This is a genomic window from Acinetobacter sp. NIPH1876 (assembly GCF_022808535.1).
GTDB lineage: Bacteria > Pseudomonadota > Gammaproteobacteria > Pseudomonadales > Moraxellaceae > Acinetobacter > Acinetobacter higginsii.
In genome coordinates this window covers 177,378-195,509 of record NZ_JALGBR010000011.1, presented here as the reverse complement: position 1 = coordinate 195,509, position 18,132 = coordinate 177,378, and the positions used below count along the sequence as shown (strand labels likewise).

The window sequence follows — 18,132 nt, the reverse complement described above, 5'->3', positions numbered from 1 at the left end:
ATGCAATATCGGAGATTCGGCTGTGACTTTTTTAGCAATTATTGTGATGGTATTTGTCTTTGCGGGCATGATTAAAGGCATGATCGGCTTAGGCTTACCTGCGGTCTCAATGGGACTGCTGACGATTGCCATGAGTCCGTTTCAGGCCGCCTCACTGCTGATCGTTCCGTCCATGATCACCAATATCTGGCAGCTGTTTGCCGAGGGTCGGGTCTGGACCTTTGTACGCCGTTTCTGGTCTTTGTTGGTCGGTATAGTGGTTGGGTCGATTTGGAGTTTTTTACCCACGTTAAGCCAAAGTCATGGCCAAAGTAGTGAAATTCTCTTGGGGACGATGCTGATACTGTACGGGCTTTATGGCCTATGCGTTAAGAATCTACCTCATTTGGGCAAATATGAGCGTTGGCTCTCACCCGTAGTTGGTTATATCGGTGGGGCGGTGACCGTAGCGACAGGTGTGGTGATTATTCCCGTGGTGCCTTATTTACAGTCTTTGCATTTAAAACGAGATGAGCTGGTTCAGGCTTTGGGCTTGACCTTTACCGTGTCCACCATTTGTCTCGCCGTGTTTTTACAGCATAATCCGATGGCAGGCATCACCCTCGATTATCGTCTATCGGTCGTGGCGTTGGTCGCAGCTTTAATTGGCATGTGGTTGGGTAAAAAAATCCGCTATCAATTGAATGAGCAACGCTTCCGCCGCCTATTTTTTATGGGGTTGGTCGCATTAGGTGCTTATATGCTATCGCATTAACTTGGGTCTGAACTAAGGACGATGTTGCAATAAAAAATCTGAAAATTGCTGATAAGTCTCGGGCAGTTGACTGAAATCCTGTGTTGCCAACAAAAGTTTCCGATTGGCCCATGCGCCCATGAGTTGTACGGTGTGGAAATGATAATCTGGTGCTAAACGTTGCGCGGCACGGGCAGGCATAATCGCGATACCAACACCTTTTGCCACCACCTCGGCAATCGCAGCAAAATTGGGTAAGCGCAAACGGTACTGAATATTAAAGCCCAGCAGTTTGGCTTGGGTTTCGATGGATTGTTGCAAAGAATGATGCGGCATCAACCCAATAAAGCCGTAGTTCAAGGCTTCGACCAAATTCAACTGTGCGTGTTGGGCGAGAGCATGTGAGGCAGGACAAATCAGCACCAAGGGATCACTGGCAAATTCCTGAGTTTGTAAAGGACGAATATCAAAAAAGCTGGAAACCAAGCCTAATTTGGCAATGCCTTTACCGAGAGCCGCAATAATCTCGGAACTCTCAGCTTCATGCAGATCGATATTGATGTCAGGATGGCGCATTAGATATTGCGGTAATAGCGGTGGCAAATATTCGCTTTGTGCAGAGGAATTGCACCACAGGGTTATGGATTCGGGTTGTTGCAGCCGAAAGCGTTGCATCTCTTGTTCAAGTTGGTCTTTTTGTCGGAGCAAACGTCGCGCATGTTCGGCTAAGGCATGGCCTGCACTGGTGAGCTCAACGCCTGTGGTGTGTCTAATGAATAAAGGCGTATCGAAATATTGTTCAAGTTTTTTGATGCGCTCACTGGCCGCTTGCAAGGAAATTGCAGAACGTTCCGCCCCTTTGGTCAGACTGCCTGTGTTGACGATGTGCAGAACGAGCTGTAAATCAAAAAAATCAAAACGCATGATGGCAACGTATTGAAATATAAAAAGCCATCATACTAAACATCGCTTCAATAAAGATAGTGGACTTAAGTGCAGCAGCAAAGTGCTACTGAGCCAGATCTATTCATGCTGATCCAACGGGTGATCTTTAAACAATTGCACAATCCATTCAATAAACACCCTTTGTCTGGGTGAAACCCGTGTTTTTGAGGGATAAAGCAACGAAACGGGTAAAGAAGGCACAGCGTATTGGCTTAACACAGGGCAGAGTCGGCCATTTTCGATTTGCTTGACATGTCCATAACGCGGAACTTGGATAAGACCAAAGCCTTGTTCTGCCGCTGCTGAGTAGGTATGCGCTCCATTGACCTGAATCAATGTACTTAAATCATAAGGTTTCACTTGCTGGTGGATGATGAATTCTAAGGGAAGCGGTTTTTGTCGTGCGCTGGAATAGAAGCCCACCATCACATGCTGCTTTAAATCGCTGAGTGTGTTCGGTGTACCATATTTTTTCAGATATGCAGGACTTGCAAGAGTGACTTGTTGAATGTGCCCCAAGGGTCTCAGCACTAATTCACTATTATTTAGATGTCCAATCCGAATCACACAATCAATACCTTCCTTGATAATATCGACATAGCGGTCACTTTCGGTCAGTTGCACTTGAATCTGTGGATATTCACTGAGAAATTCATGTAATTTTGGAATAATAAAATGAGCGGCAAAAATACCGTGGACTTCGACTTTTAAACTGCCTTGTGGTTTTGCATGTAGAAAATCATGGTCGGATTCGTCGATATAAGCCAGAATAAATTTACAACGTTGATAATAAAGTTGACCTTCGTCAGTCAGATTGACCTGCCGTGTGGTTCGAAACAGTAAACGCGTATTCAGCTGTGCTTCCAATTGTTTAATCGCATCGGTCAGGGTCGAGCGTGGCAGACTCAAAATGTGAGCTGCTTTGGTAAAACTGCGCTGTTCAACCACATGCACAAATGCTGACATTGCATTTAACTTGTCCATAGGCTTAATTCTTTTGTTCGCTCTATTCGGATAAAGAAGCCGAAACTTGATGGATTATCTTGTTATCACTGAACAGTATCATAGATCGTATCCAGTGATAAGTTGATTTGATTGAGGTTAGACATGAATACACCAGCAAATGCGATCAATCCGAAGAAAGTAATTTTGATTACCGGTGCATCGAGAGGGATTGGTGCTTTTACCGCGAATTTATTGGCACAGCAAGGACACCAGATCGTGATCAATTATGCAAATAATGCCTTGGAGGCAGATCAGCTGGTTGAAAAAATTAAAGCGGCAGGCGGGACGGCAACTGCATTTAAAGCGGATATCAGTCAATCTGATCAGGTTGTGCAGCTGTTTGATTATGTGATCCAAAATTATGGGCGTATCGACATTCTGATTAACAATGCGGGCATCATGTCTCTTGAAAAAATTGAAGCGCTCAAGGATGAAACGATCGAAAAAGTTTTAGCAATTAATTTAAAAGGCGCACTCTATACCATGCGTGAGGCGGCAAAACGACTTGAGCAGGGTGGAAAAATTATCAATTTGTCCAGTAGTGTGATTGGTATGAAGCTGGAAGGGTATGGCGTTTATACCGCGTCTAAAGCAGCCATCGAAGCTTTGACGGTTATCCTTGCCAAAGAATTAAGAGGCAGAAACATTACCGTCAATGCGATTGCACCAGGTCCGACCGCAACCGAACTGTTTTTTGAAGGCAAGAGCGAGGCATTGATTGCACAGTTGGCCAAAGCAGCTCCTTTAGAGCGTTTAGGCACAGTGGAAGATATTGCTGCGGTGCTTGATTTTGCCGTGAGTGATGCCAGTAACTGGATCAATGCACAGGTGATTAGAGCCAACGGAGGTATTATTTAGTCGTGGCATCCTTTTCAAAATAAAAAAAGGCAGCTTGCGCTGCCTTTGAACATTCTAGTTTTTATCTTTTAAACTGAACAACAGGTTCAGGAGAATTGCAGCAAACGTTGCGGTGCCAATACCACCTAAATTGAAGCTACCAAATAACAATTCAAAATTGCCTGCACCTAAAATAATGGTGACTGAGGCAATGATCAGGTTTTTATTATTCGAAAAATCGACCTTGTTTTCGATCCAGATTTTGGCACCTGCAATGGTAATCAAACCAAACACCACAATCGAAGCCCCAGTGAGGACTGCAGTTGGAATAGTACTAATCACTGCGCCAAACTTTGGAGAAAGACCCAAGAAAATCGCAAACACACCAGCGATTACGAACACGATGGTGGAATACACGCGGGTCACAGCCATCACCCCGATATTTTCACCATAAGTGGTCATACCCGGTGCACCGACACTACCGGATAAGGTGGTGGCTAGGCCATCGGCAACAAAGGCTTTGCCCAATTGCGGGGTCAGATCTTCACCAGTCATTGCGCCGACCGCTTTGATATGGCCCAAGTTTTCTGCCACTAAGATCAGAGCCACAGGGGCAATAATCAGAATCGCATTTAAATCAAAAGTTGGATGCGAAAAGCTTGGAATACCGAACCATGGCGCTGCAGCGATTTGAGAGAAATCGATGGCTTTGCCATAGCCTAAAACGTTGGTGGCAATGGCATAAATCGCATAGGCGATCAGTAGGCCGACCAGCAGTAATAAGCGTTGTAATAAGCCTTTGGTAAAGACCGCAATGATGCCCATACTCAGTACAGTGATGAGTGCCATCCACATCTCAAAGGGTTGACCCGCAACACCTTTAATGGTGACAGGTGCAAGGTTGAGACCAATGATCATCACGATCGCGCCAGTCACCACCGGTGGCATTAGTTTTTCGATCCAACGTGTGCCTGTCAGCATCACCGCAAAACCGATCAAGGCATAAAAAATACCACAAGCCACGATCCCGCCAAGTGCAACTGAAAGATTAGGATTGGCCCCAGAGCCGGTGATATGTCCTGTTGCCGCAGCAACCACACCGATAAAGGCAAAACTTGAACCTAAATAGCTTGGTACGCGCCCACCCGTGATCAGGAAGAAAATAATGGTACAAATCCCTGACATTAAGATGGCAAGGTTTGGGCTAAAGCCCATTAATAAGGGTGCCAGAACCGTTGCACCAAACATTGCAAATGCGTGCTGAACCCCGAGCACCGCACTTTGTAAGGGCGGTAAATATTCATTTGTCGCAACAGGACGATGATCGATCTTCCCCTGATACGGCTGCCATTTTGGAAACCAACTTGACATAAATTAGACTCATTATGTGATATCAGCGCGTATGATACCCTGTCTTAAAACGAGCTTTCACCTATAAGCCATTGAGAATATTGCCAGAAAAGGCATTGCGGGTTTGTGTTTTTACCTTTTGGTAAAATTTGTTTCCAAATAAGCTAGCGGTTTTATTATTTATTTTTGTGCTGATGCTTTGAAAAGTTAACGCTCTTATTTTCAAAATATTTTTTGAATTTTTTCTGTTTTTTGAATTGAAGTGGCATATTTTGCCAATCTCGCCATCAATCGTTGTGATTTCTATGGATGGCGAGGCTGGCTTTCGACTTAACCAGTGTTACGCAGACCCGCAGCAATCCCTGCAATACTGACCATCAAGGCATGATCAACAGGACTGTGTTCGGTTTGATGTTCCGACAGATATAGACGACGACGTTTCATCAACTCCGCTTGTAATAAATGCAGTGGCAATAAATAGGGTTTGCGTACCTGCATGGATTGATCCAAGACCTCATTATTGCTGAGCAATTTGGATTCACCTTTCAAACGGAGCAGAGTATCCACAGCATTCTGCAGACGTTGGCGTAATTCCACGCCAAGCACCTTTAAGTCCTGATCTTGGGTCAGATGCGATTCATAATACAGGGCGATATCGGCATCCGATTTAGACAATACCATTTCCAGCATATCAATTAAGGTCTGGAAATAAGGCCATTGTTCCAGCATCTCATTCAAAGTGTTTTTATGCTGTTCATGCACCTGATTAATTGCGGTACCTGTACCCAACCAAGCAGGCAGCATCAAACGGATCTGTGTCCATGCAAACACCCAAGGAATGGCGCGCAGTGATTCAATACCACCACTGACTTTGCGTTTGGCTGGGCGTGAACCCAATGGCAACATTTGCAATTCCAGTTCAGGCGTAACCGTGCGTAGGTAGCTGACAAAGTTTGGATTGTCGCGCACGGTTTGACGATAGACTTTGACGGATAAATCAGTCATTTGATTCATCAAGTCACGCCATTGTTTTTTCGGTTCAGGCGGCGGCAGCAAAGTTGCTTCTAAGGTCGCTGCGGTATAAATTTCCAGATTTTGCAGCGCAATACCTTCTAGGCCGAACTTGAAACGAATCATCTCACCTTGTTCAGTGACTCGAATCGCACCAGAAATTGAACCCGGTGGCTGTGAAAACAGGGCTTGCTGGGTTGGTGCACCACCGCGGCTGATTGAACCGCCACGACCATGGAACAAGGTCAATTGCACACCATGCTGTTTGGCAATTGCAGTCAATTCTTCCTGAGCGCGATATTGCGCCCAGTTGGCAGACATAAAGCCTGCATCTTTGGCTGAGTCTGAATAGCCAATCATCACCTCATGCTTGCCTTGAATATGTTGCTTATACCAATGCATATTGAACAAGGTATTCATGGTTTTGGCTGCGCCATCCAGATCCTTTAAGGTTTCAAATAAAGGCACGACGCGTAGCGGATGTTGAATCCCAGCTTCTTTTTGTAGCAACAGCACCGCAAGGACATCACTTGGATATTCTGCCATCGAAATAATATAGGCACCCAAGCTCTCGGTCGGCTGTTCCGCCAAGGTACGCATGGTGGCAAATACTTCAAGCACATCAGGATGCTGAATTAGGCTACCTTCAGGTTCATTGAAGAACTTCGGTAATAATGGACGTTTGCTTTGTAGCTCTTGGATCAGGAAATTTTGACGCGCTTGTTCGGTCCACGATTCAAAATTGCCTAGGCCCAGATATTCGGTAATGGCTGAAATGGCTTGGCGATGGCGGCCTGATTCTTGACGAATATCCAGTTTGAGCAGTTCAATGCCGAAACAGTTGACCCGATAGATGAAATCCAGCAATTGTCCATTGGCGATTTCGGCTAAGTTACTGTCAATCAACGAGCGATAGCAGAGTAGCAGTGGCGCTAATAGTTCATCTTTATTTTTGATGATATTGCTGTCATCGGCTTCAGCACCTTGTAAGCGTTGTCCCAACCAATAGCGAGTGGCTTTTAAACGTTCACGCGTATCACGCAAATACTCACGATAGGGTTCAGGGTGTTCATAACCTAAAGCTTGTGTCAGTTCTTCAGAACAGCTTTGAATGGATAATTCCCAACGCAGATTTTCAATATCACGTAGATATAAATCCGCCGCCTGCCAACGTGATAACCACAGCACTTCTTGGGTGACTTGATGGGTCACATTCGGGTTGCCATCACGGTCACCGCCCATCCAAGAGGCAAAACGAATTGGTGCGATGCTCAAAGGCAAGGCATGCTCACAATGCTGCTGTGTGAGTTCATTCAGTTCACGTACGAATTTCGGTACTGCATCCCAGAGCGACTGCTCGATGGTGGCAAAGCCCCATTTGGCTTCATCGACAGGCGTTGGACGATGCTGACGAATCTCATCGGTTTGCCAAGCTGAGCTGACCAATTGCTTCAGTGTAGCGATGGTCTGTTGACGTTCTCTTGGTGTCAGTTTTTGTTGATCCAGCTGGGAGAGACAGTCGGTAATATCATCATATTTTTGAATCAGGGTACGGCGGCTGACCTCGGTTGGATGCGCTGTCAACACTAATTCGATTTTGAGGTCACAGATTTGTTGAAATAGTTGTTGTGCATTGATCTGTTGGGTTTTGAATTTTTCAAATAAATGTGGCAATGGGTTCGGGCTAGGCGCATGCTCATCGAACTCGGCCTGACGGCGGCTACGTACCACATGATATTGTTCAGCAATATTGGCGAAGTTAAGAAAATGTGAGAATGCGCGGGTCAGCGGCAAAATCTCTTCATCTTTTAAACCGAGAAACAATTGTTCGAGCTGTTTTTCTGCTTCGATCTGGCCGTCACGTGCACCTTTGGCTAATGCGCGAATTTGTTCAATCTGATTAAACAAATCTTGCCCAGCATGTTGCTTTAAGGTTTCTCCAAGTAAATTGCCGAGTAAACGGACATCTTCACGTAGTGGAGCAGTGATTTGCTGAATCATTCTAATTCTCCTGTTGTTCTTACTCGACTATAGCGCGATTGGGAGACATTCCAAGAGCAGAACGTAAAAAAATGTGAATATTCTCTAATTTATGGGTTGATATTTAAGCAAAAAAATCTCGATGGCCTGTTGAATCATCTGATCGATTTCAGTTGCCGTTGGCACAGGTGCTAAACCCAGCAACACTTGTTGATGACGGATGCCTAACATGAGTGAAATGATCAGCTCGGTTTGCTTAATGGGTTCATCTGCCTGAATAAATTTAAAGCCGATGGCCTGTTCAAAAAAATCACACCAGACATGACACATGCGACTATGTGAGGCATCAAAAAACTGTTGGGTTAAGGGGCTTTGTTCCGCCGCCAGTTCAAACAGTAAACAATCCAATTTCAGTGCTTCAGGCAGATAAATAATACTTAATGCACGCTGACACATGAGCACCAGTGCCTGTTTAAAATCAGCATCGGCGGTCAGTTCAATCTGTTTGGTTCGAATCGATTCTTCACAGCTTTCTTCAATGGCGCACATAAATAGATTGCTTTTGTCCTGAAAGTGGTTGTACACCGTGAGTTTGGTGACGCCAGCCTCTTTGGCAATCTGATTCATATTGGTGGCGTGATAGCCCATTTTTAAAAAAATAGATTTTGCGGCCTGTAAAATTTTGGCTCTTTTTTCTAAATCTTTAGGGCGGCCACTGCTGATGTGCACGTTATCGTTCTCTTTTAATCAATGTAGAAATCAAAAAAATCGCTTTATTTTTTAATTAATGTACCCATGAGTATATTAATTAAAAAATAAACAATCTATGATAATGCTCAGATCACGCCTTAAAAATCAATTTGAATAAGAGCGCAAACAGATGAATCAGATCAATCGTATCATATTGGGGTTACTCATTGTCAGTAGTGTACTCCTCAGCGCCTGTCAGAAAGAGCTGCCAAAGACTGAGGAAATTCCCTATGTCATGGTGACTCAACCCAGTCGTAATCATATCGATCAGAAAAGCTATGCAGGGGATGTACAGGCAAGACAACAAACCGCTTTGGCCTTCCGTGTCGGGGGACAGATTACCGAACGTTATGTGGATGTCGGTGATCGGGTCAAAGTCGGCCAAGTGCTGGCGAAACTGGACGTCAAAGATGCGCAATTGCAAATGAATGCAGCTAAGGCGCAGTTACAAAGTGCACAGGCTGCAGCAAAAATTGCGGCGGAAGAATATCAGCGTTATCAGCAGTTACTGCCTGTCAATGCAGTGAGTCGTTCACAATTTGATGCAGTCAAAAATCAGTATGAATCTGCGCAAGCCAGTTTGCAACAAGCACGCTCGAACTATGAAGTGTCATCGAACCAAACCGGTTATAACCAGTTAATCTCCAATAAAAATGGGGTGATTACCCAGCGCCAAATTGAGATTGGCCAAGTGCTTGCCGCAGGGCAAGCCGCTTATCAATTGGCGATTGATGGTGAGCGCGAAGTGGTGTTCGGTGTACCTGAGCAAGCAGTCAGTACCATCAAGGTTGGACAACCTGTATGGGTCACTTTATGGTCGCAACCTGATGCACGTTTTGCAGCTAAAGTCCGCGAGGTTTCACCTGCTGCCGATCAATCGCGCACTTTTACGGTGAAGGTTTCTTTACTGGAAGGGCAATCGAGTATTCAACTCGGGCAAAGCGCACGGGTGTTCTTTGTGGCACAGGACAATAACGTGTTGAGCGTGCCTTTATCCAGTGTTACAGCCAATGAGCAGCAAGCCTATGTCTGGGTGGTGAATGCCAATCAAAGCATACGCAAAGTGCCTGTGACTTTAGGCACTTATGGTCGAGATAGCGTACCCGTGGTGTCTGGTTTAAAAGCCACAGACTGGGTCGTGGTTGGTGGCGTTCATTTACTGCGTGACCAGCAAAAAATTCATCCAGTTGATCGTGATAATCGTGAAGTCACCATAAAAGCGGGAGGTTAGAGATGAAATTTAACCTTTCAGAATGGGCACTCAAGAATAAGGGCATTATCCTTTATTTTATGCTGTTGCTCGGCATCGTCGGCATCATGTCTTATTCCAAACTTTCGCAAAGTGAAGATCCGCCGTTTACTTTTAAGGTGATGGTGGTACAGACCTATTGGCCGGGCGCAACAGCCAAAGAAGTGTCGACCTTGGTCACAGATCGAATTGAAAAAGAATTGATGACCACAGGGCAGTACGACCGCATCATGGCCTATTCACGACCAGGTGAGTCGCTGGTGACCTTTGTGGCCAAAGACAGTTTACCGTCTAGTGCCATTCCCGATGTTTGGTATAACGTGCGCAAGAAGGTCAACGACATCCGTTCGCAGTTACCGAGTGGTGTACAAGGGCCTTTTTTCAATGATGAGTTTGGTGACACCTTCGGTAATATTTATGTACTGACAGGCAAAGACTTTGACTATGCGGTAATGAAAGAATATGCCGACCGTTTGCAACTGCAATTGCAACGGGTCAAAGATGTCAACAAGGTCAATCTGGTGGGTCTACAAGATCAGAAAATCTGGATTGAATTGTCCAATACTAAAGCGGTACAGCTGGGTGTGCCTGTCACTGCGATTCAGGAAGCCATTCAAAAACAAAATGACATGGCGGGTGCTGGTTTCTTTGAAACAGGTACAGATCGTATTCAAATCCGAGTGAGTGGACACTTACATAGTGTTGATGACCTGAAAAAAATGCCGTTGTTGGTGGGGGATAAAACCATTCAACTTGGTGATGTTGCTGAGGTCTATCGGGGCTTTAGTGAACCTGCTCAACCACGTATGCGTTTTATGGGCGAAAATGGTATTGGTATCTCCGTTTCGATGCGTAAAGGCGGTGACATCATTGCATTGGGTAAAAACCTTGAAACCGAATTCAATCGCCTACAAAAAACCTTACCTTTGGGCATGAAACTGCAAAAAGTGTCTGATCAGCCTGTCGCGGTACAACGCAGTATTCACGAGTTTTTAAAGGTTCTCGCAGAAGCAGTTATTATTGTTTTATTGGTGAGCTTCTTCTCACTGGGTTTCCGTACTGGTTTGGTAGTGGCATTGTCTATTCCACTGGTATTGGCCATGACCTTTGCAGGCATGAATCTATTTGATGTGGGGCTACATAAGATTTCCTTGGGGGCATTAATTCTGGCCCTCGGGTTGTTGGTTGATGATGCCATTATCGCTGTTGAAATGATGGCGATTAAAATGGAGCAGGGCTATAGCAGATTGAAAGCGGCAGGTTTTGCCTGGCAAACCACCGCTTTTCCAATGCTGACGGGAACTTTGATTACCGCAGCAGGCTTCTTGCCGATTGCCACCGCACAATCGGGTACAGGTGAATACACCCGTTCTATTTTCCAAGTGGTGACCATTGCCCTGATGGTGTCATGGATTGCGGCGGTTTTATTTGTGCCTTATTTAGGTGAAAAGCTATTACCCGATTTCAGCAAACAGAATCAGCAGGCGGCATGGTATCTCCGTTTATGGACGCGACTGCGTAAGCAGCCTGCCCCTGTGGTTGAAGCACATGGGCAGCATCACGATCCATATCAATCCAAGTTCTATCAGTCCTTTGGTCGGGTGGTGGAAATTTGTATTACCTACCGTAAAACCGTGATTGCAGTGACAGTCGGGATATTTTTGCTCTCGGTCGCGATGTTTAAGTTGGTGCCGCAACAATTCTTCCCGCCATCGAACCGTGCTGAAATTTTGGTGGATTTAAAACTTGAAGAGGGGGCATCACTGACCGCAACTGAACAGGCGGTACATAAAGTGGAGCAGTTCCTGTCCAAGCAAAAGGGCATTGATAACTATGTGGCCTATGTGGGAACAGGTTCACCGCGTTTCTACTTACCGTTAGATCAGCAATTACCGCAAGCCAGTTTTGCCCAATTCGTCGTGTTGGCTTCGTCTTTAGATGATCGTGATGAAATCCGTCGCTCTTTGGACAAGCAGATTAAGCAGTTATTGCCTCAAGTAAGAACACGGGTGTCGTTACTGGAAAATGGCCCACCAGTCGGTTATCCATTGCAGTATCGTGTGTCGGGTGAAGACCTTGGCACAGTACGTCAATGGGCGCAAAAAGTTGCCAAAGTCTTAAGTGAAGATCCAAATACCACCAACGTGCATTTGGATTGGGGTGAGCCAAGCAAAATCATTGCGATTGAAATTGATCAGGATCGCGCACGTCAAATGGGTGTTTCCAGTGTTGATCTCGCTAATTTCCTCAATGCGTCGGTGACGGGTGCGGTGATGAATCAATATCGTGAAAAACGTGAATTGATCGAAATCCGCTTACGTGGGGATAAATCTGAACGGGTTGAAGTGGCATCTTTGGCAAGCTTAGCCGTGCCGACCAGCAAAGGCACAACAGTCCCGTTGGCGCAAATTGCCAACATTGAATCTCGTTTTGAAGAAGGTTTGATTTGGCATCGTAATCGCCTGCCAACCATTACCGTTCGTGCAGATATTCGCACCCACTTACAACCTGCAACTGTGGTGCAACAGTTGGCTGATCAGATGCAGAGCTTACGTGCAGATCTGCCAAGTGGCTATCTACTGGAAGTGGGGGGGACGGTTGAAGAATCGGCTAAGGGGCAGAATTCGGTGAATGCCGGTATGCCATTGTTCTTGGCAGTGGTGATGACCTTATTAATGATCCAGCTGCGTAGTATGTCGCGGGCAACCATTGTGTTACTGACAGCACCACTGGGTTTGATTGGTGTGGTTGCATTCCTACTGTTATTCAACAAACCCTTCGGTTTCGTCGCAATGCTCGGGACGATTGCATTGTCTGGGATGATTATGCGTAATTCGCTGATTCTGATTGATCAGATTGAGCAAGATATTCAGGCTGGGCATGCGCCTTGGGATGCGGTGATTGGTGCAACTATGCGTCGTTTCCGTCCAATTGTATTGACGGCATTGGCTGCGGTGTTGGCGATGATCCCTTTATCACGCAGTATTTTCTTTGGTCCGATGGCGGTTGCGATTATGGGTGGCTTGATTGTTGCCACCTTATTAACCTTATTTTTCCTGCCTGCACTGTATGCAGCATGGTTTAAGGTTAGAAAAACAACACAACTATCGTAATTATTTTGTGAATAAAGGTGCGAAAGATTGAAAATTTCAATATAGTAGCACCTATATTTTAAGACCAAAAAATAATTGAATTTCATAGCATGACAAATTTTGCATAATGCTGTGAATGAGGTGATAGAGAGCATGGGGCAAGACGGTATTGAGCAGCATCGCCGCTATGTGGCGATTTCTTATGTGTTCATGTTTCTTGCATTATTTACAATAGTGTTTGCTGTATTTGCGTACCTATTAGCACGAAAAGTTGCGATTGTGGATAATGCCGAAGTATGGATACATGCGCATGCACTCTGGATTATGCGTAATGTGATGTTGTTTTTACTGATGGCTTTGTTTGCAGCGTTATGGTTTATTCCACTGTTCTTTTTCGCTTGGGATAGTGCACTCTGGGTAACGGCAATGACGGTCGCAGGTGTAGTATTTAGTTCAATTGCATGGTTATTTTTATTGAATGCTTGGCTGAAAGGTATTGCCAAGTACTTCAAGAATAAAGCCGTTTTCTAAAATTATCGCTTTTTTATTGCAATAGACCTTGTAAATTTATCGTACAGTCCCTATTAAGGCTCTGTTGACTTTTTATTTTGAAAGTCGGCAGAGCCTATTTGTTTTTTTAGATTTAAATAAATTCCGTGAGGAGCATCGCCAACCATGGCTAAACGTGATTATTATGAGGTTTTAGGCGTTTCGAAAACCGCAAGTGATGATGAGATCAAAAAAGCCTATCGTAAGTTGGCGATGAAGTATCATCCAGACCGTAACCCGGACAACGCTGAAGCTGAAGAAAAGTTCAAAGAAGCTGCAGAAGCCTATGAAGTGCTTTCTGATGATGAAAAGCGCAGCATGTATGACCGCGCAGGACACAGTGCTTTTGAAGGCGGCTATGGTGGTGCGGGTGGTGGCTTCGGTGGTTTTAGCGCAGAAGATATTTTCAGTCAGTTTGGCGATATCTTTGGTGGTGCGTTTGGTGGCGGTGGTCGTCAACAACGTCAACGCCGTGGTTCAGACCTTCGTTATGTCATGGAACTCACACTTGAAGAAGCTGTAAAAGGTGTGAAAAAAACCATTACCTTTACTGCCCCAGCGCCATGTGAAACCTGTGATGGAAAAGGATCAAAAAATCCAAACGATGTAGAAACTTGTCGTACCTGTCATGGTGCAGGTCAAGTGCGTATGCAACAAGGATTCTTCTCCGTTCAGCAAACCTGTAGCACCTGCCGTGGCCAAGGTAAAATCATCAAGAATCCATGTAATAGCTGTCATGGTTCAGGTGTTGCAGATCGTCAGCAAACCCTTGAAGTTACTATTCCAGCGGGTGTGGACAATGGTGATCGCGTACGCTTAACCGGTAAAGGCGAAGCGATTCGTGATGGTCAGGCGGGTGATTTATACGTTGAAGTCGTAGTTCGTGAACACGAAATTTTCCAACGTGATGGTGCAGATCTTTATATGGACGTACCTGTTAGCATTGCAGATGCAGCTTTAGGTAAAGAAATTGAAATCCCGACGCTTGATGGTCGTGTCAGCTTAAAAATTCCAGAAGGTACACAAACAGGTAAATTGTTCCGCTTACGTGCTAAGGGCGTTCGTCCTGTACGTAGCAGTATGGTCGGTGATTTACTCTGCCGTATTGTGGTTGAAACGCCTGTGAATTTAAACAGTCGCCAGCGTGAATTATTGAAAGAATTACAAGCGTCTTTTGATGGTGATGGACATGCTGCCTCTCCAAAGAAAAAATCGTTCTTTGATCGTCTATTTGACTAATTAGACATCAATAAAAAAACCTGCTGCGGCAGGTTTTTTTATGGGAAATGGCAACAGATTAACGCCAAAATTTCCACCAAGATTTTTGTGGGGAATGTAGTAATTTTTCATCTTGTAAGAGCGTTTCTAAACGACAGATCATATTTTCAATCACACCATTGATAATCATAGAGCCGAAGAGCCCAGTATGGTATTTTTCATGGACTAAAATATCGCTGATAAAATAAGCTATTTCCTGTATGTCAAATTGATCAACTCCGCCAATCGTTTGGGCTTGTTTGATATCGACTGGTTTTTTATATTCTGAAAAAACGAAAATATCACGAAACCGATCTTCTAAGTTGGAGATCGGGTCTATATATAGACCTGCCATCATTGCCGCATCATCTAGATAGAGTTCCTGAGACGTCTTGGGGAAATTGGGAATATTTCGATAATATTTAACCAGTTTATCTATTTCAAATGCATCATAAGGTTTGACTGACATCGTGTGCCTTAAATTTCAATTTTCTTAAATGCCTTATTTTAACTTTTTTACAAACACAGAGTTTTGCTATAGTAGCTCGATTGTTTAAATAAAAGACTGGGAAAAATTATGTCAACTTCTCCACGCATTGGAATCTTGGGTGCAGGCGGACGCATGGGGCGTATTCTGATTCAAGCGGTACAACAAGCAGGCTACCAACTGGCAGCAGCTGTTGAGCGTCCAGAAAGCAGTTTAGTCGGTGCAGATGCAGGTGAGCTTGCTGGTATTGGCAGCATCGGCGTCAAGATCGTGGGAAGTTTGAGTGAAGTGCTGAAAGACTGTGATGTGGTGATTGATTTCACTGCGCCGGTTGCAACTGAACAGCACTTAAAGTTATGCCGTGAAGCGGGCGTGGCCATGGTGATTGGAACCACAGGAATGTCGGATGAGCAAAAGGCATTCCTTGATGAAACAGCAACACAGACACCTGTGGTGTACGCTGCCAATTATTCAGTTGGAGTGAACGTTTCGATTAAATTGCTGGAACTCGCAGCGAAAGTATTTGGCGATACAGTGGATATTGAAATCATTGAAGCGCATCACCGCCATAAAGTGGATGCACCATCAGGTACTGCCTTTATGATGGGTGAGGCGATTGCCGATACGTTGGGTCGTAACTTGAAAGAAGTGGCGGTGTATGGACGTGAAGGTTATACCGGTCCTCGTGATCGCCAGACCATTGGTTTTGAAACCATTCGTGGTGGCGATATTGTCGGCGAACATACGGTAATGTTTATTGGTGAAGGTGAGCGTGTGGAAGTGACACACAAAGCCACCAACCGTATGAACTTCGCTTCAGGTGCAGTCCGTGCCGCGGCGTGGGTGGTTGGCCGTGAAGCGCGTAAATATGATATGAAAGATGTTTTAGGCTTTAACGAGATTGACGTTTAAAACGTTCCTTTTTTGTACTATAAAAGAGCTTGTTGAGCTTTCTTTCCGAGAGGAGTGAAACAAGCTCTCGCCCTTATTACAACAATTGAGCATGACATGAATAAAAAACATATCGTTCTTGCCACATTGCTCAGTCTCAGCAGCTTTGCGGTGACTGCAGCAACAGATACAGCCAAACTCAGTTTGCATCGGAACAATATTAAGGTTTGGACGTACCAAACAGAAAACAATCCGATTATTCAATATAAAGCTGAAACCACATTTGATGTGCCTTTAGAACGTGCTGTAGCAGTAGTACTGGATGTAGAACGTACACCGCAATGGGTGCCGTATGTGGGCAAGGCACAAATGCTATCACGTGATGATAAGAAAGGTGAATTTACCCTGTATATGGTTTTGGACTTCCCATTTCCTTTAAAAGACCGTGATGTGGTGATTAAAGGCAAAATGACTAAAAATGCGGATGGCAGCATCAGTATTAAAAACAATGCCATTCAGAATAATTACCCTGAGCAGCCTGATGTGGTGCGCTTAAGCAAATACGCAGGTGACTGGACGTTCCAGCGGCTGGCAAATAACAAAGTAAAAGTGACGACCAGTGGCTATGCCGATCCAGCAGGGGCAATTCCATTGAGCTTTGTGAACATGTTTGTGCAGCAGCAACCTTATCAAATGCTGATGAAAATGAAAAAAGAAGTGAATAATCCTTTATATGCACAACCGAAGTTACCAGATTTATTGAAATAATAAAAAAGCCTGATTTAAATCAGGCTTTTTTATTTGAGTTTAAGCTTGAGGACATTGTTGTAATGGCGACTCTGGTTTGCTTGCTAATTTCATTTGAATGAACACCAAGATTAAACCAATACCTGCCAGCACAGCACCAATCATGGAAACAGCCGCATAGTTTAAGCCGAGACTTAACACTGCACCGCCTGCTGCAGCTCCAATGGCATTGCCTAAGTTAAACGCACCAATATTCACTGAAGAAGCAAGGCCCGAGGCTTCATGTGCCACCGACATCACGCGCATTTGCAATGGCGGAACAATGGCAAAGGCTGCCGCACCCCAGATCACCAAACCGATTGCTGCACCCAATTGATTTTGAGCAAGGATTGGGAAGATGACCATCAACGCGATTAGTAGCACTAAGAAACCAATTAAGGTTTTATCAATCGATAAGTCTGCAAACTTTCCACCGAAATGGTTCCCGATTGAAAAACCAATTCCGATCAAGACCAGCATCATGGTGATAAAGGTCGGTGAAGCATGGCTAAATTCAACCAAGCTTGGCGCGATGTAGGTGTATAGGGTGAACATCGCGGAAGCACCAAATACTGTGGTTAAGAGTGCCAACAGCACAGGCAGGCGAGTCAGAACTTTCAGTTCCATTTTGACATTCGGTTTTTGACCGACAGATCCGACAGGCAGTGCTTTCCAGAGCGCCAGCATGGTGATGACACCGAGTGCAGAAATCGCAAGGAAAGACATTCTCCAACCAATGTTTTGTCCTACCCATGTTGCCAGTGGTACACCACCAATATTGGCGATGGTGAGGCCCATAAACATGGTTGCCACCGCACTGGCCTGTTTATTTGCTGGAACAACACTGGCGGCCACCACAGAACCAATTCCGAAGAAGGCACCGTGATTCAGACTGGTAATCAGGCGAGCGCCCATTAAACTCATATAGTTGGGTGCAAAGGCTGCGATCAGATTACCAATGGTGAAGATTGCCATCAGTAGAATCAGGGCATTACGACGGGCAAAGCCACCAAACCATAAGGTCATGATCGGCGCACCGAGCATCACGCCCAGTGCATAACCTGTAATGAGCATGCCCGCACTTGGGATCGACACCCCAAGATCATTGGCAATATTGGGCAACAGCCCCATGGGAGAGAACTCTGTTGTGCCAATGGCAAATGCACCAATCGCCAGTGCCAGCAAAGGAAGGTTGATGCGGCTGCTCATG

15 protein-coding genes are annotated in these 18,132 nt (G+C 45.0%); 8 read left to right on the top strand and 7 right to left on the bottom strand.

All coding sequences use genetic code 11. The features are described from left to right. The first annotated feature begins 22 nt into the window (after positions 1–22). The gene (locus MN869_RS13720; RefSeq protein ID WP_016542205.1) at positions 23–754 is read left to right on the top strand and encodes a sulfite exporter TauE/SafE family protein; all 732 of its coding nucleotides are present in this window, start codon (positions 23–25) and stop codon (positions 752–754) included. 12 nt (positions 755–766) lie between these two features. On the opposite strand, the gene MN869_RS13715 is transcribed toward MN869_RS13720, so the two are convergent. Both MN869_RS13715 and MN869_RS13710 read right to left on the bottom strand, forming a co-directional pair. After that, positions 767–1,657: a LysR family transcriptional regulator gene (locus MN869_RS13715; protein ID WP_243308187.1), complete on the bottom strand. Its 891-nt coding sequence runs from the start codon at positions 1,655–1,657 to the stop codon at positions 767–769. 99 nt (positions 1,658–1,756) lie between these two features. Beyond that, entirely contained in the window at positions 1,757–2,662 is a 906-nt protein-coding gene (locus tag MN869_RS13710; RefSeq protein ID WP_243308185.1) for a LysR family transcriptional regulator, read from the bottom strand. Between the two features lie 123 nt (positions 2,663–2,785). On the opposite strand from MN869_RS13710, the gene MN869_RS13705 reads away from it, so the two are divergent. Further along, the gene (locus MN869_RS13705; RefSeq protein ID WP_065343081.1) at positions 2,786–3,541 is read left to right on the top strand and encodes an SDR family oxidoreductase; all 756 of its coding nucleotides are present in this window, start codon (positions 2,786–2,788) and stop codon (positions 3,539–3,541) included. Positions 3,542–3,595: 54 nt separating this feature from the next. Here MN869_RS13705 and MN869_RS13700 read toward each other — a convergent pair whose 3' ends face one another. The 3 genes from MN869_RS13700 to MN869_RS13690 all read right to left on the bottom strand — a co-directional run bounded on the left by MN869_RS13700 (position 3,596) and on the right by MN869_RS13690 (position 8,590). Further along, on the bottom strand, positions 3,596–4,891 hold the full coding sequence (locus MN869_RS13700) for a solute carrier family 23 protein (RefSeq protein ID WP_243308183.1): 1,296 nt from the start codon (positions 4,889–4,891) through the stop codon (positions 3,596–3,598). A gap of 309 nt (positions 4,892–5,200) precedes the next feature. Further along, positions 5,201–7,882: a phosphoenolpyruvate carboxylase gene (gene ppc / locus MN869_RS13695; protein WP_243308180.1), complete on the bottom strand. Its 2,682-nt coding sequence runs from the start codon at positions 7,880–7,882 to the stop codon at positions 5,201–5,203. 84 nt (positions 7,883–7,966) lie between these two features. Continuing rightward, positions 7,967–8,590 carry a TetR/AcrR family transcriptional regulator gene (locus MN869_RS13690; RefSeq protein ID WP_016542210.1) on the bottom strand — a complete coding sequence of 208 codons (624 nt, stop codon included), beginning with the start codon at positions 8,588–8,590 and terminating at the stop codon, positions 7,967–7,969. A 151-nt stretch (positions 8,591–8,741) separates the two neighbouring features. Between MN869_RS13690 and MN869_RS13685 the strand changes: the two genes are divergently transcribed. From MN869_RS13685 to dnaJ, 4 genes are all read left to right on the top strand, one after another. Further along, entirely contained in the window at positions 8,742–9,842 is a 1,101-nt protein-coding gene (locus MN869_RS13685) for an efflux RND transporter periplasmic adaptor subunit (RefSeq protein ID WP_016542211.1), read from the top strand. 2 nt (positions 9,843–9,844) lie between these two features. Continuing rightward, positions 9,845–12,973, top strand: coding sequence for an efflux RND transporter permease subunit (locus tag MN869_RS13680; RefSeq protein ID WP_243308178.1), 3,129 nt, complete (start codon positions 9,845–9,847; stop codon positions 12,971–12,973). 132 nt (positions 12,974–13,105) lie between these two features. Then, complete coding sequence (locus tag MN869_RS13675) at positions 13,106–13,483, top strand: hypothetical protein (protein ID WP_171550942.1); 378 nt, start codon at positions 13,106–13,108, stop codon at positions 13,481–13,483. A 144-nt stretch (positions 13,484–13,627) separates the two neighbouring features. Then, on the top strand, positions 13,628–14,740 hold the full coding sequence (gene dnaJ / locus MN869_RS13670; RefSeq protein WP_171550941.1) for a molecular chaperone DnaJ: 1,113 nt from the start codon (positions 13,628–13,630) through the stop codon (positions 14,738–14,740). A 58-nt stretch (positions 14,741–14,798) separates the two neighbouring features. Here the strand turns inward: dnaJ and MN869_RS13665 are convergent, their stop codons facing one another. Further along, positions 14,799–15,227 (bottom strand): hypothetical protein, encoded by a 429-nt coding sequence (locus tag MN869_RS13665; protein WP_171550940.1) that lies wholly within the window; start codon positions 15,225–15,227, stop codon positions 14,799–14,801. 108 nt (positions 15,228–15,335) lie between these two features. On the opposite strand from MN869_RS13665, the gene dapB reads away from it, so the two are divergent. Both dapB and MN869_RS13655 read left to right on the top strand, forming a co-directional pair. Then, positions 15,336–16,157 (top strand): 4-hydroxy-tetrahydrodipicolinate reductase, encoded by an 822-nt coding sequence (gene dapB / locus MN869_RS13660; protein WP_171550939.1) that lies wholly within the window; start codon positions 15,336–15,338, stop codon positions 16,155–16,157. Positions 16,158–16,253: 96 nt separating this feature from the next. Beyond that, complete coding sequence (locus tag MN869_RS13655; protein WP_004803420.1) at positions 16,254–16,904, top strand: START domain-containing protein; 651 nt, start codon at positions 16,254–16,256, stop codon at positions 16,902–16,904. A gap of 39 nt (positions 16,905–16,943) precedes the next feature. On the opposite strand, the gene MN869_RS13650 is transcribed toward MN869_RS13655, so the two are convergent. Then, positions 16,944–18,131, bottom strand: a complete 1,188-nt coding sequence (locus tag MN869_RS13650; RefSeq protein WP_243308177.1) for an MFS transporter — start codon at positions 18,129–18,131, stop codon at positions 16,944–16,946. Position 18,132 lies beyond the last annotated feature (1 nt).